This is a genomic window from Alteromonas sp. 4NH20-0056, assembly GCF_057539655.1.
Map to the genome: position 1 here is coordinate 192946 of NZ_BAAJLS010000003.1, position 21186 is coordinate 214131.

At 44.0% G+C, this 21186-nt stretch carries 17 protein-coding genes; 11 read left to right on the forward strand and 6 right to left on the reverse strand.

Annotated features, from left to right (window positions below; genetic code table 11):
• Positions 1-71 precede the first annotated feature (71 nt).
• Complete coding sequence (locus AC27EZ_RS07010; RefSeq protein ID WP_487134654.1) at positions 72-1430, forward strand: MFS transporter; 1359 nt, start codon at positions 72-74, stop codon at positions 1428-1430.
• Between the two features lie 41 nt (positions 1431-1471).
• A complete protein-coding gene (locus AC27EZ_RS07015) occupies positions 1472-2059 on the forward strand; it encodes an HAD family hydrolase (RefSeq protein WP_487134655.1) in 588 nt (195 codons plus the stop codon).
• 18 nt (positions 2060-2077) lie between these two features.
• Here AC27EZ_RS07015 and AC27EZ_RS07020 read toward each other — a convergent pair whose 3' ends face one another.
• On the reverse strand, positions 2078-2653 hold the full coding sequence (locus AC27EZ_RS07020; RefSeq protein WP_487134656.1) for a hypothetical protein: 576 nt from the start codon (positions 2651-2653) through the stop codon (positions 2078-2080).
• Between the two features lie 155 nt (positions 2654-2808).
• On the opposite strand from AC27EZ_RS07020, the gene AC27EZ_RS07025 reads away from it, so the two are divergent.
• A complete protein-coding gene (locus tag AC27EZ_RS07025; protein ID WP_487134657.1) occupies positions 2809-3672 on the forward strand; it encodes an alpha/beta hydrolase in 864 nt (287 codons plus the stop codon).
• Positions 3673-4035: 363 nt separating this feature from the next.
• Here AC27EZ_RS07025 and AC27EZ_RS07030 read toward each other — a convergent pair whose 3' ends face one another.
• Positions 4036-5037: a LacI family DNA-binding transcriptional regulator gene (locus AC27EZ_RS07030; RefSeq protein WP_421133225.1), complete on the reverse strand. Its 1002-nt coding sequence runs from the start codon at positions 5035-5037 to the stop codon at positions 4036-4038.
• A 235-nt stretch (positions 5038-5272) separates the two neighbouring features.
• Between AC27EZ_RS07030 and AC27EZ_RS07035 the strand changes: the two genes are divergently transcribed.
• The 8 genes from AC27EZ_RS07035 to AC27EZ_RS07070 all read left to right on the forward strand — a co-directional run bounded on the left by AC27EZ_RS07035 (position 5273) and on the right by AC27EZ_RS07070 (position 15097).
• On the forward strand, positions 5273-6289 hold the full coding sequence (locus AC27EZ_RS07035) for an aldose epimerase family protein (RefSeq protein WP_487134658.1): 1017 nt from the start codon (positions 5273-5275) through the stop codon (positions 6287-6289).
• Positions 6290-6440: 151 nt separating this feature from the next.
• Positions 6441-7496 carry a UDP-glucose--hexose-1-phosphate uridylyltransferase gene (locus tag AC27EZ_RS07040; protein ID WP_487134659.1) on the forward strand — a complete coding sequence of 352 codons (1056 nt, stop codon included), beginning with the start codon at positions 6441-6443 and terminating at the stop codon, positions 7494-7496.
• On the forward strand, positions 7489-8628 hold the full coding sequence (gene galK, locus AC27EZ_RS07045) for a galactokinase (RefSeq protein WP_487134660.1): 1140 nt from the start codon (positions 7489-7491) through the stop codon (positions 8626-8628). Before AC27EZ_RS07040 ends, galK begins: the two co-directional genes overlap by 8 nt.
• Before the next feature lie 293 nt (positions 8629-8921).
• The gene (locus tag AC27EZ_RS07050) at positions 8922-10484 is read left to right on the forward strand and encodes a sodium/sugar symporter (RefSeq protein ID WP_487134661.1); all 1563 of its coding nucleotides are present in this window, start codon (positions 8922-8924) and stop codon (positions 10482-10484) included.
• Between the two features lie 203 nt (positions 10485-10687).
• Positions 10688-11278, forward strand: a complete 591-nt coding sequence (locus AC27EZ_RS07055; protein ID WP_487134662.1) for a single-stranded DNA-binding protein — start codon at positions 10688-10690, stop codon at positions 11276-11278.
• Between the two features lie 134 nt (positions 11279-11412).
• Complete coding sequence (locus tag AC27EZ_RS07060; RefSeq protein WP_487134663.1) at positions 11413-12336, forward strand: hypothetical protein; 924 nt, start codon at positions 11413-11415, stop codon at positions 12334-12336.
• Positions 12337-12545: 209 nt separating this feature from the next.
• The gene (locus AC27EZ_RS07065) at positions 12546-13823 is read left to right on the forward strand and encodes an alpha/beta hydrolase family protein (protein ID WP_487134664.1); all 1278 of its coding nucleotides are present in this window, start codon (positions 12546-12548) and stop codon (positions 13821-13823) included.
• A gap of 185 nt (positions 13824-14008) precedes the next feature.
• On the forward strand, positions 14009-15097 hold the full coding sequence (locus AC27EZ_RS07070; protein ID WP_487134665.1) for a tetratricopeptide repeat protein: 1089 nt from the start codon (positions 14009-14011) through the stop codon (positions 15095-15097).
• A 31-nt stretch (positions 15098-15128) separates the two neighbouring features.
• Here the strand turns inward: AC27EZ_RS07070 and AC27EZ_RS07075 are convergent, their stop codons facing one another.
• The 4 genes from AC27EZ_RS07075 to AC27EZ_RS07090 form a co-directional block, all read right to left on the reverse strand.
• Complete coding sequence (locus AC27EZ_RS07075) at positions 15129-17258, reverse strand: alpha-galactosidase (RefSeq protein ID WP_487134666.1); 2130 nt, start codon at positions 17256-17258, stop codon at positions 15129-15131.
• A 125-nt stretch (positions 17259-17383) separates the two neighbouring features.
• Complete coding sequence (locus AC27EZ_RS07080) at positions 17384-18133, reverse strand: SapC family protein (RefSeq protein WP_487134667.1); 750 nt, start codon at positions 18131-18133, stop codon at positions 17384-17386.
• A gap of 16 nt (positions 18134-18149) precedes the next feature.
• Complete coding sequence (locus AC27EZ_RS07085; RefSeq protein WP_487134668.1) at positions 18150-19688, reverse strand: tryptophan halogenase family protein; 1539 nt, start codon at positions 19686-19688, stop codon at positions 18150-18152.
• A gap of 10 nt (positions 19689-19698) precedes the next feature.
• Positions 19699-21138, reverse strand: a complete 1440-nt coding sequence (locus AC27EZ_RS07090) for an SLC5 family protein (protein WP_487134669.1) — start codon at positions 21136-21138, stop codon at positions 19699-19701.
• Between the last annotated feature and the right edge of the window lie 48 nt (positions 21139-21186).

Consider the following 21186-nt stretch of genomic DNA (forward strand, 5'->3'; position numbering starts at 1 on the left):
TGGAATCGTGGGTATAAGACCTTATTATGCTAAACTTCGCGTCCAACGTGCCAAAGAGGAACTCTCCAGATTTGAACGCTTTTGAATTGCGCGCCGCACTGGCGCTAGCATCGGTTTATGTATTGCGCATGATGGGCCTCTTTATGGTGATGCCCGTTTTGGCTATTGCCGCAATGGATTACCCTGATTACTCGCCCATGATGGTGGGATTGGCAGTGGGCGGTTATGGCCTCACGCAAGCTGCGCTACAAATTCCTATGGGCATGATGTCAGACAAATGGGGGCGTAAACCCGTTATTCTTTTCGGCCTGGCTGTGTTTGCAGGCGGAAGCTTTATCGCAGCACATGCAGACAGCATGGCTATGTTAGTGGTTGGCCGTATCCTACAAGGCGCAGGCGCTATTGCAGGTGCTGTGATGGCACTAGCGACAGACGTCAGCCGAGAAAGTCAGCGGGCAAAAGTACTCGCCATCATTGGGGTGGCAATTGGACTCTCTTTTTATTTAGCGGTGTTGTTAGGCCCTATTATCGCTAACCGTGCAGGCCTCGCAGGCATATTCGCTATAACCGGTATACTCGCGTTGCTTTGTATGCCACTTGTGAAATGGGTTGTTCCTAATGGCGAGCCTCTAAGCAGTGGAGAAACCTTACCGCAAAAGGGCCAAATTAAGCGTCTAGTCATGTCTTCTCAATTATGGCGTTTGAACGTTGGCGTTATGATCCTCCACATGCTTATAACGTTACTATTCGTGCAACTTCCCGTAACACTGCTTGGCTTAGACATGCGCCTAGAAACGCATTGGACTGTGTATTTGCCCGTGCTAGGACTATCTGTCCTTGGTTTGATTGTTATGATGGGGATCGCACGAGGACGAACGCCTAAATCTTTTTTATTATTTGGCGTTGCGATGATGGGAAGCGCTTTTCTTTTGCTTAGCCTGTCAAATGGTAATTGGTGGTTATTAACCGCAGCCGTCGTATTATTTTTTACTGGTTTTAATTACCTCGAGGCTAACTTTCCTGCTTTAGTATCAAGTATTGCGCCGCCCGGAGAGAAGGGAACCGCGATGGGCATTTACGCTAGTTTTCAATTTTTCGGCGCATTCTTAGGCGGTATGTTGTCAGGTATTATCACCGATGTCTGGTCGCCTGAATATGCTTACGTGCTCGGTGCTATCAGTACGGTGTTATGGCTATTTGTCCTGTTTGGTTTAAAAGAAGTCAGCAAGGTTAAGCGAGTCATGATGAATACGTCGTTTGACAGCCTAGATATTTCAACGATATCGAGTGCGCAGATTGAACATAGTTTATTGCACGTTGACGGCGTTATTGAAGCATCGATGACCAATAACAAAGATGCGGTCTATCTGAAAGTGAACCGTGACTTTGACCCAGTACAGGCGAGAAAAGTATTGGATACTGCAGGCTAACGACGGAAACAACAAAACCCATGCAGGGTAAGGAGATGCCGATGCTAGATTTAACCGGTTTTGGTGCGATTATTTTTGATATGGATGGCACATTAATCGACTCGATGGGCGTACATATCAAAGCGTGGGAGGCAACGTGCCATCATTTTGGTTACCCATTTGATGCAGACTACCAGTACAGTTTAGGCGGCGTACCGAGTGTGCAAACGGCAGCATTGATGAATGCTAAATACGCAAAAGATGATGACCCGTTCGAGGTGGCCGCATATAAGCAGCAAGTATTTGAACGTTTGGAGAACATTCCGCCGCTCATCAGCGACACTTTTCAAATCTTTGAACATTATAAAACGACATTGCCTATTGCAGTAGGCACTGGGGCGGACAAGCAGCACGCAAAGTGGTTATTGTCGCACTACGGCTTACTTGAGCAATTAGGCGCCTTAGTCACCGCCGATGATGTCACATATGGAAAACCGCATCCAGAGACATTCTTAAAGGCAGCAGAGCAATTGCAGGTTGCGCCGCAACACTGTGTAGTATTTGAAGATACGGAGATGGGCCGAAAAGCTGCTATTGATGCGGGCATGCAATGTATTATGGTCGTCAATACAAAAGTTCAATTACCCTAACGCGCGATAATAATTAAGTTATATTGCAGATACGCCCTGTGCGTCGCAGTGGTGTAAGATACTGCGCTTGACCCTCATTGCGGCGCTTTCTACCGCTGCTGACACGGCGTCAGCAATAACAGTATTGGCATCAACATTATTATTGGTTTTAACGCTTTTACCTTTATAAATTGCTTGCGGTGAAAAGTTGTGTGACACGCCGGGTTTGTATTGAGCACCAAGCACGACCGTAGCGACAATGTTTTCCCCTAGTGTTTTAACAAATACACGCTGTAGTTCAATTTTAACGCTATGTTCAGACGGGCTGTCACCACTGACATTCATGCTATCTAAGCGCGATGTGAGTAAATCAAGAACGGGCGTTTCACTTCCCGTATCAGACGTGAAAAAAGCGACTTTATTTTGTCGAGTATCCTGTAAGGATGCCAGATGAAGGGGGCACTCTTCTGCACGCTGGGTAGACGCCAGGTGCGCTTTTCGGTTTTGCTCAGGGATAAGTGACGTCGATAGCTCGGGCGTTGATCCACAACCCGTTATAATTGTTAGTGCGGCAAAACCGCCTACAACGTGGGACAAACCAGTCAGTTTTTTCACAGAATTCTACGCCAATGTTGTCATGGTAATGTACACTCATTTGTAGTGTCAGAGTATAAAACGAATGTAATAGTTTCAATATCCCGTTTTTGTGACAATCTGTTTCAAATTGGGAATTGTAGTTATGGCACCAACGGTAAAACAAGGATAGTGCAATGATATTGAAAAGATTAGGCGCAATAGGGTTAAGTGTTCTCGCGCTTTCATCGTGTGCCATTGATGTGACGTCTAAAGCATTCTTTTACCAAGACAGCACGCCAAGCCCTCTTAGGATGACGACGCTCCATGCGCAAATAAACAGTGATGAGAGTTCTGCAGGAATTACTCGCGTAGAACTTTTGAATAGTGAAGGAATAACCCTTAGAGGGGTAGCGGTTGCTTACGCAAACCCTGTCGCTAATATTGTTTTTTTCCCCGACAACCGTATGCCATTAAGCGAAAATAACGGCTTACTTCACCGCGTGGGAAGCATTCCTGCAAATATCCTTTGGATGGATTATCAGGGGGTAGGCAGTAGTGACAAGTCGCCGGCATTTCGTATTGATAATGTCAAAGCCGACGCGCTAATTACTTTTGATTACGTAAAAGGCTCGTTTGACAATACTTTGCCAACCATAATACATGGACGAGGTATTGGAGCTTACTTTGCCAGTTATGTGGCCGCGAATCGACAGATAGATGGGCTTGTATTAGACGGTGCATTCAATAATATTTCTGACTATATTGCCAACATGATGCCAGGCTTATCTAATTCGATTACTAGCATGCGATTACAAAGCGATGTGCATGATATGCAGATTGCACCGATACTTCGACACTACGACGGACCATTGTGGTTAGTTGTCGGTGAAAAGGATGTGATTACCCCCCCAGCAGTTAGCGAAGCCCTGTTAGGTGAGTCGTTAAGTGCACACAAGCACCTTTCTATTATTCCCGGTGCCCGACATAAAAATACGTTAATGTCACCTTATGCGGTAGAGGAATATCGTCGATTTCTTAGTCAGCTGACTATGCAGTGATGGACGTTGTTTTTCACCGTCATAAGGCTGTGGATAAAATGTGGATTACCCTGTTATTAACTCTGTTAATAGTTATTACACGTTACTGATCCAGATCGCGAAGATGAAGGTTTAATAAGCCATTTTTATCAATAAAATCAGAGGTAAGTAGGTTGTTCGGTTAGATCTCCGATTTGCCTGATCGAATATTTTTTTGCGATCAGTCAGTTACCTCATTTGGGGATAAATCTTTTATCGATCGGATCAAAGCGCAGCGGTTGTCAATGCTTTTTTACTAAGAATTTTTAGAATATAAAAGCAAAATGTAGGGAGCAGTTAGGTCAAAACTGATAGGGTAAAAACCGTCGTTGTTACCCTAACAGACTATACCCGTACTATTGAATCTCGCTTTACCACGGTAGGTGTATACTTAAACGTAAGCCCGTCTTCAGGTTTGTTTCCCGAGGCATATTTTAATGCAAGTTCAGCAGCTTTTGCTGCCATCATTTCTATCGGGTAGCGAAGCGTGGTCAATTTTGGTCTGCAATATTTTGCGAGCAACACATCATCATATCCCACGACTGATACTTCTTCAGGAACCGCAATGCCATGGTCTTGTAGCATTGTCATTGCGCCAGACGCCATTGCGTCGTTGTACGCAAGCACGGCAGTAAACTTCGCCCCTGTTGCAAGCAAGTTTTGCATAGCAAGTTCGCCACCCTCTTGATCGGGCGTTGCATATTCAATCATGCTATCAGGCAATGAAAGCCCTGCTGCTCTCGTAGCTTCTTGAATGCCCTCAAGACGTTGATTAGGATCGTCAATACGGTATTGGCTACTTATAACTGCTACGTGTTTGTGACCTTGACTAATCGCATGCTCAGCCATTAAACGGCCGCCGGTAACGTTATCTAACCAGACACAGCGGTTGGCTATTTCGGGAATATACCGGTTAATCAGGACGAAGCCGGGAATTTGGTTTGCAAAATCAATAAGGGTCTTATCGTCTAGTGCTTTACTATGAACGACCATGGCTTCAACACGATGCTCAAGTAATGTCTCTATGGCGCGAAGTTCGGTTTCTTTTTCAATTGACCCCGCACTTAGCAATATTTGCACGTTGTTTTTTCGCGTTACGGTTTCAACACCATGAGCGAGCATGGCAAAGAAAGGGTCGTGTAACTCAGCAAGCACTACACCTAATGAGGCGCTTCGTTTAGTCACTAAAGCACGCGCGTTTGCGTTGGGACGGTATCCCATCTCGACCATTATCTCTTTCACGCGTTGGCGTGTGTCTTTGCCCACTTTAGGACCGTCGTTAATGACGCGTGAGACAGTGGCGAGTGACACACCCGCAGCTTGTGCAATATCTTTTATCGTAGCCATAAGTACAACAATGAGTAAGTGTTATTAATGCTTGATACGAGTTTACGTAACTACACGTTAAATTCGTACTGAATTTTAAAAAACGGTTACGTCGAGCGTTACGTTGATTGTACAGACTAACGTAAATTGGCTAAAAAACATAAAATTCTTGCTATGTTTTAGGTTGTAACTGGCAAAAGAAAACGTATACCCTTTATGTCTTGAATGCTTTTGTAATAAGGTCGTTGATAAAAATATGAAAACTAGCACTGCGCACTTTGGCTCGATAGATGGGCAAGCGGTTACTGCTTTTACAATAGAAAATGCGTCGGGTATTCAAGTCACTATTTTAAATTACGGTGGCATTATTCACTCATTATTAATACCGGATAAAAATGGTATGCCACATGAATGCGTATCCTCTTGTACCGACCTTAATGCGTATGTCAAAGACCCAAGCTATCGAGGTGCTATCGTTGGGCGGTATGCCAACCGAATAGGTAACGCAACATTTGCGCTTAACGGGGAAACCTACCATTTAGACGCGAACGGCGGCGCTCATAACCTTCATGGTGGTATTGCTGGCTTTAATAAAAAAATATGGCACGCTGAAATGCAAGAGGCTAATGACTGCGTAGCACTTTGTTTGTCATTGGTGAGTGAAGACGGAGAAGGGGGATTTCCTGGCAATGTTAAGGTTACTGCGACCTATACGCTATCGAACGATAACAGTCTTACGTTTCACGTAAAGGGTGAAACCGACAAAGCTACACCACTTAGCATCACTCAACATGCTTACTTTACATTGAGCAAAGCGCCGACAGTAGATAGTACAGAGGTTAAGATTGCCGCCAGTGCAATAACGGATGTCGACGAAACGCTATTGCCTACAGGTGATATATTACCTGTTGCTAACACGCCTTTTGATTTTTCGACACTACACGCAATTAGCAGTAATCAAACCCTAACACACCCATTATTTGAACAGGTTGGGGGGTATGATCATAATTTTATTGTAGATTGTAATAACGACGATACGCCTCAAGCTGAAGTTTATGCTGCGGATACGGGTATTCATTTAGCGCTTTACACGAGCCTACCGGGGGTTCAGTTTTATACCGGTGAATTGCACGGCAAAAAACCGTTAGGGGCCTTATGCCTGGAGCCTCAATATTTTCCAGACTCACCGAACCAAGATACCTTTCCTTCATGTATTGTTTACCCTGACAAACCATACAATGAGACAATTCGGTATGTATTTGCAATAAAATGAATTAGCGTATCGCTTGTTACGAAATGTACGTTTTTTTAACATAAAATTTTCTTTGTTTCACAATTGATATATAACGCTGCTTGCTATACTATTTAGGGTAAACGTTTAACCATCAAGAAAGTGTTTTTCTTGTAAACAATGAGACCGACTAATGGGAACGCCTTTCGACCCTACAAATGACCCGCACCGTCGCTATAATCCGTTATTGGGAGAATGGGTGCTTGTATCGCCTCATCGTGCAAAGCGGCCATGGCAAGGGCAGTCTGAAGAGCCTTCTAACGAGCAGAAGCCTGCTTATGATCCCACGTGTTATCTTTGCGCGGGCAACACCCGAGTGAACGGTGAAGTGAACCCGGCTTACACAGGCACATTTGTATTTGAAAACGACTTTGCCGCGCTTAAAAAAGACACTCAAGAAACAAGTGAAAAATCAGGTCTGTTTCAATTTGAAACCGAACAAGGCTGTAGTCGCGTTATTTGCTTTTCCCCCGATCATAGTAAAACCCTACCTGAATTGACGAACGAAGAGCGCGTAGAGGTGGTGAATTGCTGGAAGGCGCAAACTAAGGAACTCGGTGAATTCTACCAATGGGTTCAAGTTTTTGAGAACAAAGGTGCGATGATGGGATGCTCTAATCCACATCCTCACGGCCAAGTTTGGGCGCAACAACATGTTCCCACCGACCCAGCAAAAAAACTGGTTCAGTTAAGAGATTATTATAAAAACCAAGATAGTCCGCTGTTGTTAGATTATGCGAAACAAGAAGTTGAAAAAAATGAGCGGGTAGTATGTAAAAACGACGATTGGGTAGTTGTTGTTCCTTATTGGGCGGCATGGCCGTTTGAAACGTTATTACTGCCGTTGTTTGATGTTCAATCGTTACATCATCTAAATGATGAACAGTCTATGTCGTTAGCCGCCATCATTGGTGATATTACTGCACGTTACGATAACCTATTTGAAACGTCTTTCCCTTATTCTATGGGCTGGCACAGCGCACCTTTTGATAAAACGTCGCATCCTGAGTGGACGCTTCACGCGCATTTTTTTCCACCATTGCTGCGCTCATCGAGCGTACGTAAATTTATGGTAGGTTACGAAATGATGGCAGAAGCACAACGAGATTTAACACCAGAACAGGCCGCAGACCGATTGAAAGCACTCTCAACTGTGCATTATAAAAAAAACGAGAGCACTAATGGATAATCGAACTTTATCATCACATTTTGAACGACACTTTGGCGAGTCACCTTCGTTTATTACTCACGCTCCAGGCCGTGTAAATTTGATAGGCGAACATACAGATTACAACGGGGGATATGTATTTCCTGCTGCAATAAACTTTGGCACATGGGTATGTGCAAGTAAGCGTGACGATAACAATATTGTGGTTGTGGCGAATGACTTCGACAATGCGAAGAACCAATTCTCATTAAATGATATTACGTTTGATGAAAATCAGGGGTGGGCGAATTATGTCCGTGGTGTTGCCAAAGTATTGGATGAGGCCTTACCGGGGCTCGGTGGCGCAAATTTATTTGTAACGGGTAATGTACCGCAGGGGGCAGGACTTAGTTCATCTGCGTCTTTTGAAATTGCTGTGCTAAAAGCACTGAGTGCTCTTTATGATTTACCATTAGACGGTGTAAAAGCCGCATTACTCGGGCAAAAAGCTGAGAATACGTTCGTTGGGTGTTCTTGCGGCATTATGGACCAACTTGTCTCAGCAATGGGGCACGAAGGCAATGCCATGCTGCTCGATTGTCAGTCGCTTGAAATACAGCATTCACCGCTTCCAAGTACCCATCAAATTGTCATTATAAATTCGAATGTAAAACGTGGATTAGTTGATAGCGAGTACAACTTACGTCGCCAACAATGTGAACAAGCTGCCGAAATAATGGGTGTCGGATCGTTGCGTGAGGCAACGTTGACGCTATTAGAAACGACAAAGTCAAAAATGCCAGATGTTGTTTACCGTCGAGCTCGCCATATATTGACTGAAAATGAACGAACATTAGATGCATGTGAAGCGCTTAAAAATGGTGATATTGAAACGGTCAGTAAAGCGATGGCGCAATCGCATGCCTCTATGCGTGATGATTTTGAAATTACGGTTTCTCCTATCGATTTTATCGTTGAAATTGTTCACGATGTGCTGGGCAAAACAGGCGGTGTTCGTATGACTGGCGGCGGCTTTGGTGGCTGCGTGGTTGCATTAGTGCCAACAGACAGTGTTGATAAGGTTAAAGCCACTGTAGAGCAACGCTATGCTGACAAAACAGGCTACCATGCAGATATTTATGTTTGCACGGCAACGCAAGGTGCATTTGCATAATGCATAGCTAAGCAACGTTTATGTAATAAGAGTAAAAATTTAGTGTGTCCCCTATGCCGTATTGATTCTAATACGGCTTTTTTTTGCCATTAACCATTTCGGCAAATAAAGTTGGAATGAAACATGTTAATGAAATATGTTATTCATTAATAATGCTGCTGATAATTCAAAACCACATCGAAAGAATTCAAGACGGTGTGACACGTGAAACCGCACAATAACGAAAAAATTAAACGGCGTATTTTATGGCCATCTAGACGCCATACCCCACGCTTTGAACCTAGGGACAAACGATGAAATTAGCCTCTTTAGATATCGCGCTCTTTATATTTTATGTCGTAGCGCTCATCGCCGTAGCATGGTGGGTGTCACGTGAAAAACAAGGGCACGAAAAAGATACAAACGACTATTTTCTAGCGGGCTCAAGTCTTCCTTGGTGGGCAATTGGTGCGTCGTTAATTGCCGCAAACATTTCAGCGGAACAAATTATTGGTATGTCTGGCTCTGGCTATCAAATTGGGTTAGCCATTGCGTCTTATGAGTGGATGGCGGCCATTACACTCATCATCGTAGGCAAGTATTTCCTGCCCATATTCCTTAAGCACAAAATATACACCATGCCCCAATTTTTAGAACAGCGTTACGACCATCGCGTGCGTAAGGTCATGGCTATTTTTTGGTTAGGGGTATATGTATTCGTAAACTTAACCGCTGTACTGTGGCTTGGGGCATTAGCTATCAATACTATTGCCGGTGTCGATTTGGTTTACGGGATGGTGTTTCTAGGCGCGTTTTCACTTGCGTATTCTTTGTATGGCGGGCTTAAGGCGGTAGCACTTACCGATATCATTCAGGTAGTGTTACTGGTTTTTGGTGGGTTATTTCTTTCCTACACAGCACTGAATTTAATAAGCGATGGAAATGGACCACTTCAAGGTTTTATTGACCTGACCAATCAATTACCCGAAAAGTTCGATATGATTCTATCAACCGATAACCCGCACTACATGGACTTACCGGGCATCTCGGTATTGGTAGGAGGAATGTGGATTATGAACCTTTCCTATTGGGGGTTTAATCAATATATTATTCAGCGAACGCTAGCAGCGAAGAGCCTTCAGGAAGCACAAAAAGGCATTGCGTTTGCAGCGTTCCTGAAACTACTTATGCCTCTTATTGTTGTGTTGCCAGGCATAGCTGCGGTGCTACTTGTGCCTGATTTAGCCAAGCCTGATCAAGCTTATCCTAGCCTGATGACCCTGATGCCAGTTGGATTAAAAGGTGTTATTTTCGCAGCGTTAGTTGCCGCTATAGTATCTTCACTTGCTTCAATGACGAACAGTGTTTCTACCATTTTTACTATGGACATCTATAAAGACAAGCGACCCAATGAACCTCAACAGCACTACGTAAAAGTAGGGCGCACAGTAAGTGTCGTGGCACTAGTCATTGCCATGCTTGCAGCAAAACCATTGCTTGGTCAATTCGATCAAGCATTCCAGTATATACAAGAATTTACTGGGTTTTTCACACCGGGAATTTGTGCACTATTTGTATTGGGTATGTTTTGGAAAAATACGACAGCTAACGGTGGTTTAGCGGCAGCACTAGGCTCGTTTTTACTTAGCATCGTATTTCGACAGTTTTGGCCTGAATTGCCGTTTATTGACCGAGTCGGTATTGTCTTTTTACTGTGCGTTGGGCTAGCGGTGTTGATTTCTCTATATGAAAAGAAAGGTGTGCATGAAAATGCAGTTGCATTAGATGAGGTCAACTTTGGCACATCGAAAGGGTTTAACGTTGCAGCCATTGCCGTCGTATTCTTGCTTGTCGCCTTTTATAGTGCATGGTGGTAGATCTCCACTTTCGATGAACAGTGGCGAACTACACGAAGGTTCAGCCGACTTCCTTAAAGCAAATGAGTAATATCGTTGTGTAAGAAAAACTGCGTTTTTCGAATGTAAAATACGATATACTGTGTGAACTATACCCATTCACTTTCGCGCTTGCTGCTACTTTAATCAGCTGCAAGCCAATAAATACGTTACAGGAGATATCAATGGCAACGAAAGGCGTTAACAAGGTTATTCTTGTAGGAAACCTTGGCAATGATCCTGAAGTAAGATACATGCCGAACGGCAATGCTGTTGCTAACTTAAGCCTCGCGACAAGCGAAAGCTGGAAAGACCAACAAGGTCAGATGCAAGAGCGTACCGAATGGCACCGCTTAACCATGTATCGTCGCTTAGCTGAGATCGCTGGGGAATACCTTAAAAAGGGTTCTCAAATATACGTTGAAGGTAAACTTCAAACACGTAAGTGGCAAGATCAGCAAGGTCAGGACAAATACACTACCGAGATCATTGTTGACCAAATGCAAATGCTTGGTGGTCGTGGTGGCGACGCAGGTGGCGGCAACGGCGGTTATCAGCGTCAGCAAGGTAATCAGCAAGGTGGCGGTTATAACCAAAATCAAGGTGGTGGTTATCAGCAGGGCGGTCAGCCTGCACAACAAGGTGGTGGCTTCAACCAAAACCAAGGTGGCGGTGGCTACAATCAAGCGCCAGCCCAAGGTGGAGGTCAGCCTCAGCCGAAAACACCGCCTATGGCAGAACCTGATTTTGACTTTGACGACGATATTCCGTTTTAGTCATAGACAAAACCTGAATATTGAAAAATGTATTAAAAAGCCGCTTTTTAGCGGCTTTTCTTATTCTAAAAGCCAATATAATGCAGCTTTTACCTATGATAATATGAAAAAAATCCTCAAACTAAGTGCTTAATTTGAATTTGCCTACGTCTTTACGCGCATCGTTTTTACTGCTTCTAACAGCAGTGTTTAGCGTGGCTGCGGTAGCCAAATCAACTATTGTATGGCTTCGTCCACCTGAAATTGGAATGAAGGTAGAGGGCACAACTGTCGTTAGTGGCGTGCAACACGACATCATGGCATTAATCGCATCGCAAACCCCCTCTTTTATTCATCGCTTTGAATCTTACCCATTAAAACGAAACTGGTCATTGGTTCGTGATAACGACACGCCAGATACGGTTTACTGTTTTTACGGTGCGGCCTACAACGATGCGCGCAGTACGTGGGGGTATTATACTAAACCAACGTCTATGGCACTTCCTTATACCATTGCGAGCAAAGAAGGGGCGCTGGACGACTACGTTGATAACGATGGTCACGTTTCATTAGCATCACTGTTTGCGGGTGGCAAAACCACGGTTATGTATGATGGCATCAAGAACCTCTGGGCGGAAAAAGTCCTTTCGTTTTCGACCCCAAAAAATATCGTCCCTATGAATGTAATTGGTAAAGATGTATTCGAGCATACGTTAGAACTTATTGAGTTAGGGCGTATCGATTTTGGATATGTGTCAGACAAAGAACTCTCTTTGATAACAGATGACAGGCGTGCAATGTTATCTGAATATTCAGTTATTGAATTAGCGAAAGAAGTCAGAGAGTTAGATCGTATATTATGCTCCAAAAACGCACTGGGTTTAGCCGCTACTCAACAGCTAGACAAGGCACTAGATATCATTTCTCAAGACCCCGACCTATCTAAAGAGCTCGGCAGTCTAAATTTCTCAATGTTGGGTTATCCAAGCACAAGAAAGCCAACCTATCTTCGCTATTGGGATTTATATTTCCCTATAACACCTTCAGTGGTTAGCGTGAGTAGCAGCGATAATCAGTAGTTGCCTATTTGTATCACCCGTTTTATCGACGCTTAATGCTACCTAAAATGCCATTTTAGGTAATCGTTTTACCTCTTTTGGGTTTTAAGAATAGCCAATCCATTTTCCTTATTTGTAATAATTAGTTAAAATAATGCCGGTTTTCTTGCGATGTGGGCGTTACGAGGTACTATAGGAATGTTTCAATTCGTTAACAAAAAAGAGCCCTTATGAAAACGTTATCCCTATTTGCTGGTGTATTAATAGCATCTGCGTTGCCTGCACATTCTGCCCAAACGCTATATAAAAATTATCCTGCAGATGTTATACCTGCACTAAGTGAAAGTGGTGAACATCTTGTAGGGGTAAAAACGTTAGAAGTTACTTATCCAGAACCTTCATTAGCCATAGATGGTACTATGAAAAAGCGTTCTTTAACGCTTGAAGTATGGTACCCGGCCGATGCGAAATCAGAGACTGCGATATATAGCGATGAAACACGAAGCGGGCAAGTGTTTGAAATTCAAGCCGACGCGTACCGAGACGCAAACATAAAGTCGTCTGCTAATAGCTATCCTGTTGTTGTTATCTCACATGGCTATACTGGCTACAGAACCATCATGTATTACCTAGGCGAGCACCTTGCTTCTCATGGTTATGTTGTCGCTGCAATCGATCATACTGACTCAACAAACAAAGAAGTAAATTTTGCCGAAAGTCCTTTCTCTGGTTTTCCAAGCACATTATTAAACCGGTCTCGCGACCAGGTATTCACGTTAAACGCAGTAGCTGAGCATAACTTCTTCTCTTCAAAGGTTGATGCAAGTAAAGCAGGCGTTATCGGGTATTCGATGGGCGGTTTTGGTGCGGTAAGTACGGTGGGTGGATGCTATGCCTTTAGCAGTGAAGCTGCCGCAATGTTTACCGGTGTAAAAGAACCTGCAGTTGTTGAGCAAATGCAAGCAGCGCTTAATACGTGTGCCGGCGGTAATGCATCTACAGATGATGTACTTCCTGCTTGGAAAGCGGCACTCGCGTTGGCGCCATGGGGTGGTCAACATCAGCTTTTCTCAACCGAATCGCTTGCTGATATTAAGGTTCCAATGCTTTACATTGCTGGTGATAACGATGATATATCTGGCTACGACGGAATTCGTTGGTTATTCGAAAACACAGGCAATGCGCACAGTAAGTTATTAACCGTTAAGAATGCACGCCACAATGTTGCGCCTCACCCTGCGCCAGCTGAAGCGTATGGAAATGAATTTGACATAGGTAGTTATCTGGAACCCGCTTGGGATAATCAAAAGCTTAATGCTATTAATGAGCACTTTGCTTTAGCATTAATGAACTGTCATGTGAAAGACATTGCAGAAGCGTGTGATTACCTAGCGGTAGACGGCAGTAGCGACCAAGCACCGATAAACGGCAAAGCGCCGGAGCCATGGTATGGTTTTGATAACCGTTGGGCGTTAGGGCTTCAGATGGAAAGTAAAGAAGTCAAATAACGTTTTGTTGCTCAGCATAAAAAGGCCTTTTGGGCCTTTTTTTATGCCAATTATTTAGCGAATGGCAAGTGACAGGATAACCGAGTTAAGTAAAACGCTATTTTTAATTCAGTGGCGTGTCGTGAACTTTTTTAATGTAAGGGGCACTAACAGCTATAAAATAAAAACGTATAAAGGAATATCGATTGAAAACGCAGAAAACCACGTGCCTAAATAAAAGGGTAAACCAACATCGTTTGAGAAATGTTGCGCTTGCAGCAGCACTTTCCTTGTTCTCTCTTCACACTTTTGCAAATAATACGTCGCTAGCGTCCCTTCAAAAACGGTTTAGTGACGGTGACTACACGTTTGTCATAGACACACTTGTGGATAAAAATGCTAAGTCGACCAAAGAATACAATTTACTGATTTCGGCATTGATGAATGAAGACCTAGATGACGCTGAAGAAGTGGCTGAGCAATTTGTTGAGGCGTACAGCAACGATTACCGTGCTTACCATATGTATGCAAGCGTGATGGGGGCACAAGCGTCTTCTAGTATTTTTTCTGCGTTAGGTTATGCGGAAAAAGCGAAAACAAGCTTAGAAAAAGCCGTAACTATTGCGCCTGATAAAGTAGCAGTCTATCAAGCATTGATGCAGTTCCACATTGCTGCACCTTCAATCGCCGGTGGTGACACCGAAGAAGCCAAAAAGTTAGTCGATAAAATCGCAGAAATTGATGCAACCGAAGGATTGTTTTCAAAAGCTTATCTTTTGATGTCTGAAGGTGAAAAAGAGAAGGCAGTTGATATCTATAAGGCACTTGCTAAACGTCACAATGAACAAGCTCGCGCGTTATCAGATTTGGGTAATCATTACCTTCAAGGTGAAGATTATAAAAACGCCTTCGACACATTAATGCCGTTTATGACAATGCGTATCGCTGAGGTAAGTGATAAAGCATCACCTGAATGGGAAGCGTACGAAAGAGATGTGTTTAATGTGCTTTACGGGCAATATCGTATCGGTTTGGCAGCAGTGAAAAGCGGTGAGCAGACACAGGTTGGTATTCTTGCGTTGACGCAATATCTTGAAGCGGTCAAGGTTACGAACATCGATACTGCTGATTTGCCAAGCACGAACTGGGCTAATTTAAGACTGGCAGAATTGTTGCTAAATGATAATCAACTCTCAGAAGTAAACGACACGCTGATGTCGATTAATTCCAGTAATAGTGAGCGGTTCAACAAAATCCTTAAAGGTGTGAAGAAGTCATTAAAAAAGCGAGCTTAAACAGCTCGCTTTTTAAAACCTAGAGACGCCTTTATTGCGCTTTAACCGTATAGATAAGGGCAGTTTGTGGGAATAGTACTGGCAACTGCATACCGTACTTCATTAATGCTTCACCGGTGAATATTTTACCCTCTGTCTTTTGCAAGATAGAGGGGCTGTACTCTTTTAGTGTTTCAGGCCACACGCGTTCAAGCGTATAGGTTTTGTTCCTATCAAGGCCTGCGAAATAGAAGCGCGTGGGTGTAGTGCGTAATGTCTCTTTTACGCTGTTATACGCAAAGATACCTTCACTCTTGTCTTTAGAGACATAGCCAAATTTCACATTAAGACCGTCATCATCCAGTCTAAATACATCGCCAGTATGGGTTAAATGTCGGTACTGTTTGTAAAGCGCAATCGCTGATTGTAGCGTTTTTTCTTCATGCTCAGTCAGTTCCCTCGGGTCCATCTCTATTCCCATATGGCCGAACATAGACACCGCTGAACGCAGCTCTATCGGAATAGTTCGCCCAGTAATGTGACAGTCGCGAGGACCAACATGGGCGCCCATAACATCTGAAGGGAAAAAGTAAGAAAAGCCTCGCTGAATATACAGACGGTCTAGCGCATCGTTCGAGTCGGAAGTCCAAAAACGATCTGTATGGGGCAAGATACCAAGGTCCACACGACCACCGCCGGAACAGCAACTCTCTATTTCAACGCTAGGGTGCGCCGCTTTTACTCTATCGATAAGTGTATAAAGTGCAGCCATTTGACCGTGCATTGCCGGCTTGCCCTGATGATTGCCAGGATGATTAACATCTCGGTTCATATCCCATTTAATGTAGCTAATTTTAGGGTATGCACGCAGGACATCGGTAATAACGGTGTACAAGTACTCGACCACCTCAGGATTTGTTAAATCAAGTACGTATTGATTTCTAAAGGGGATCTGCGCATTATTTTTGGTGTGTAGTGCCCATTCAGGGTGTGTGCGATATAAATCGCTATCTGGGTTAACCATTTCAGGTTCAAACCAAATGCCAAACTCCATACCTAATCCAGTGACATGATCAATCAGTCCATCAAGACCATTAGGATATATTTTTTCATCTACCGTCCAATCTCCCAAGCCTGCCTTGTCATGCCTGCGACCTTTGAACCAGCCGTCGTCTAATACAAAGCGCTCAATACCCAAAGGCGCTACTTTGTCAGCTAATGCTTTAAGCGTATCTTCGTTATGGTCGAAGTAGATACCTTCCCATGTGTTGTAGTGCACAGGGCGAGGCTTGTTGTTCGCATCGTGGTTTAAGATATTCTGACGAATAAAGTTGTGAAATTGCTGTGAAAGTGCAGAAAAGCCTTGTTCAGCGAAGCCGGTATATAATAAAGGTGATGAGTAGCTCTCACCGGCAGATAACGTTATTTCGCCAGGAAAAAGAAGCTCGCCAAACTGTACGTAACTTCTGCCATCGGCCATCAGTTCAGCACGCAATTTATGATTAGCTGATGCACCTAAATGGAAGCCATAACAATCGCCGTTTAATTCTGAGGTTCCGTCAGCATAGGCAATCAGGCCGGGGAACGTGTCGTGTGACGTTTTACCTCTGCGGTTTTCGCGCACATAACTACCAAAAAATAAATCATGGTCTGTGGTCTGAAACTCTGCTGACCATCTTCCTTCAAAAGTTTTTAGCTTTGTTATAGTGGTTGGCAGAGGCAAGGTAGCTGCATTCAAATAACCAAGGTTTAGCGGGGTGTCACCGAGATTTTTGACAGAAGACACGAACGTGGCAACACTAGTATCGGCGGCTAACGTCACCGTTGTTACTAGCTGAATATGGCGCAGAGTATCTTGCGCGGTAAAGGTGAGCGCGGTATTGGAGACGTTGATATCTGTTAATGAAAACCCTGCGGACCACTGATCGGCGTCGCCGAATACCTCTAATCCTGGCTGGGCGGTCCAACCTTCACCATGGGTAGGCACCAAAGTAATAGGTGGCTCTACCACAGGTGCACACTTGGCTTCTTGACGGGTGTTTAATAACGTAAGCATCTCAGGCGTGGTATCGTCGCTAAGAGGGGCACCGTAGTAAATCAACGTCGGCATCGAGCCTTGGCAATCAAAAATAAGTGTCGCTTTATCATTAGACAGGCGAGTGAAAGTAGGTAGTAATGACATGCTGTCCTCGAAGAAATTAAAGTATAAAAATAGCGTTGTCTGGCTCTACGTTGTCAGTGCCAGCAATAACTACATATATCGTCGCTCATCGCAGCCACTGCGAATGCTTGCACACATTGAATGTACTATTCGCTAGTAGAAAGCTTCATTCCCACCTTCTTGATGGGGTTATCAGCACCTTGAGTCAGTTGTACAAGGCGGTTGTATTGCCTTAGTGACAACATCATGGCATTGATAGCTAACAAAAGCCCTTGGCTATGCAAATCGAAAATGTGTTCGGCGGTCAGTGAGGCAAACTGTGACTCATTAATGGTGAGAAGGTTGCTAATGACCTTTGTTGTGCCATCTTCAAAATGCAAGGTAACATCTAACGGCGAAAGTAAGTTCAACGAGTCTAGAATAGAGAGAAACGATGCAGTTTGCTGTTGGCCTGTTACCAAATCAGTAAGCATCGATTGATAGCGTTTAAGTAGACTCGTCGGCTCTCCGTCGGTTGCAAATAAGCGGTTAGCTTGATCGTTGCCAGTGCTTGAAAACCTATCAGAAGCGGTATCTATTAGCATTGATACACCGTGGTCCTCAATAGCATAGTTAAATGGATAGCACTGGATGCTTAGTGGTACCGCATGCCCCATCCATTTATCGTCGTTACAAAATACGTTACCAAACTCTTCAAAACCTACAACTGCTGCTAGGCTACGTGTATTGGTTGAGGTATCAGTAGTAACAACAATAGGCATACAACCGCTGATACTCGCTATTTCATTAAAACCTACCGTCACTGCATTAAAGCGTTTAGCGTGAGAGAAAGTATCATCACTAGCCAGTGTTGCAGCGCTATGATCGGATTTATCTAATAAAGTGTAATTAGGCATAAAATTATTGCTCAGTTTAGTGCGATATTATCGCATCAATAAGCCCACGATGAGACGGTAACATTTGCTTAAGTTGTTCTGTCAGTGTTTTGTTAAGCTGAAACTGTCGCTGGGCGAAAGAATGTAAATCCATGGTTCGGTGATACTGCACCAAATCGCTTTGATGGGACATGCCGTACAAGATATAGCGATAACTTTGGGCGCTGAAGGGTTCATACGTTGAAGGAAAGTCAGACTCTAGTATTGGACGAAACTTCCATTCTTCAAGCAAACCTTGCAAACGGTCGGGTATGGATGAGTGGCAATTGTTGTCAGCCCAAAATGAGGATTGGCGGTTGCTTAAAATATAGTGCAACTTCAAAAACTCAATTGTGCGCTCCCACATATAGGTAAGCGTGGTGTTAAAGCGCGTCGCCACATTAGGCATAATCTGTGTGTTGGCCGGGAGCTGTGCACTAAGAAGCTTAGCGCTTTGTTCAATGAGCATGAGTGACGATGCTTCCAATGGCTCTAAAAAACCACTCGATAAACCAATCGCAACACAATTTTTTTCCCAGAACCTTGTGCGATAACCGGTTTTAAATTTAATTTTTCTGAAGTCATCGTTGATTACGGTATTTGGCTGCTTGGCTTTTAAATAAGCAGTGAACGTGTCTACTGCCTCACTTTCACTCTGGTGGGCACTCGAGTGAACGTATCCAGTGCCCCTGCGAGTTTGTAGCCCGATGTCCCATATCCAGCCAGCTTGTTGCGCCGTTGAAAGGGTCTCACACGCAATGGCTTGCTGACTGTTTTCATAAGGAAGTTGGCAAACTAATGCGGTGTCAGCAAAGAGTATTGACGAGGCATCAATCAATTCCACATTAAGTGCTTTTTCAATAAGCAAAGCGGAAAAGCCTGAGCAGTCGATAAATAAATCGGCTGTCACAACACCATTGTTGGTGGTGTGTAAGCCAGTTATACCGTGGTCATCGACGTCAACGCGAGCCACATTATCCACCACATGCTCAATACCAAGCTTGTCGATACAGTGTTTTTTCACTAAGGCGATAAACATACCCGCATCGAGATGATAGCCATAGTTGGCTGAAAATCGTTGGGCTTTCGTATCGACAGGTTTTGGCGCTAACCCTAGTTCGCACAACTCAGGCTGGAAACACACTGCATGTGCGTATTGTTCAGCCTCCTGCTGTGCTAACCAATACGGGGTAATATCTGCTTGTGCTGAGCCTTGAGGAGCACTAAAAGGGTGAAAGTAACTATTTTGTTTATCGCTGGTATGCCAATCTACAAATTTACTGGCCTGTTTCAACGTTGCGCTCGCGTGCTTAATGATATCGGTCTCATCAATACCAATATCGTGAAGCGTCTTACGCATGGTTGGCCAGGTACCTTCACCTACCCCGATTGGGTGTACGTCATCAGATTCAATTAGTGTAACCCGCAAGCGCGAGACTGGGTTTGATGCTTTTGAATGTTGGGCTGCGATAAGGCCTGCTGTTAGCCAGCCGGCCGTACCACCTCCCACAATTGTTACGCTATTGATTGAAGCCATAGATTGATAGTTAAGCGTCGATGAGTCGACCGCGCCACTCTGCTTTCTGTCTAAATACAAGCCTGTTTAGCAGAAGCGCTAGTGCGATACAAGCCACCAATGTTACCAACATCAAATGGATATAATGCAAGCCAAAGGGGGCGTGTACAAAACTAAAGTATGCATAAAGTGCCACACCAAAAATAACAGAGGCGATGCCGGCGTTTGCATTAACGTTATTAAACAATAATCCCACGATGAAAATGGAAAGTATTGGCATGCTCAGCAGCCCAAACAGCTGTTGGAGAAGGTTAATAATACTTTCAGCCTGTGCATAAACAGGCACCATAAGAAGAGACACGACGGTCAAAATTGCAGTAACAACACCGCTTAATTTCGCAACGTTAGGTTTCTTTTGGAAGTACGCTTCGTGAATATCACACACATACAGCGCAGTCGCTGAGTTTAGATTACTGTTATACGTGGTTAATACCGCAGCGGCCAACGCTGCTGCAAATACACCTGATAACCAATCTGGAAGTACATCGCCAACCAGGGTTCCGTAAGCAGCGTCGTTTATGTCGCCATACAGCTTAAATGAGATGATCCCTGGAACAACAATAATGGTTGGAACGATAATAAAGCGGATGATTGCCGCGGCATAAACGCCTTTCTGTGCTTCTTTCAAGTTAGGGGCAGCCATTGCTCGCTGCGTAATTACTTGGTTAGTGCTCCAGTAGAAGGTTTGTATGAAGATCATGCCGGTTAACAACGTGTGCCAAGGCAAAGGAGAGTCATTGTCGCCTATCAACGTTAAACGCTCTGCTGGGATGCCTGAAAAATCAAAATCGATTGCAACAAACGCAAGTACCACCACGACAATCGCCATGGTGAGTAATAGAACGCCCGAGTAAGTATCGGATACTGCCACTGCGCGAAGACCACCAAAAATAGCGTATAAAGCACCGATAAGTGCAAATGCGGTAGCAACATACATCAATGGGATATCAACATTGAACATGTTGATCATAAACAACGAGCCTGAATAAATTACCGCAGGCATAAAAATAAAGCTGCTCCCTAGGAAAAAGAGCAATCCAATCAACGCACGAATATGCTTATTGTTATAGCGCATTTCTAACAACTCAGTGGTTGTTGTGCATTGATAGTGATAGTAAACAGGAAGGAAAATTCGAGCTAAAATAATGAGGCCTACCACGGCAGCGAATTCCCACCACGCGAGCAGCGCCATTTGGTTACCGTTCATCCCAACAAGTTGGTCGGTACTAAGATTTGTTAAAGTAATTGAACCAGCGACGAAAATCCACGTCAGCCCTCCGCCAGCAAGAAAGTACTCTTTATTTTCACTTGCTTTACTATGGCCGTGCCCACGACACTTCAAATAGGTAAGCAACCCGATAAGCGCAGTAATGGATATAAAAACAATAAGTTGGGTTAAGCTGCCTGACACGAAAAACTCCTCAGCAGAAAAAGACAAAAGGGGGCTAAAATGCCCCCT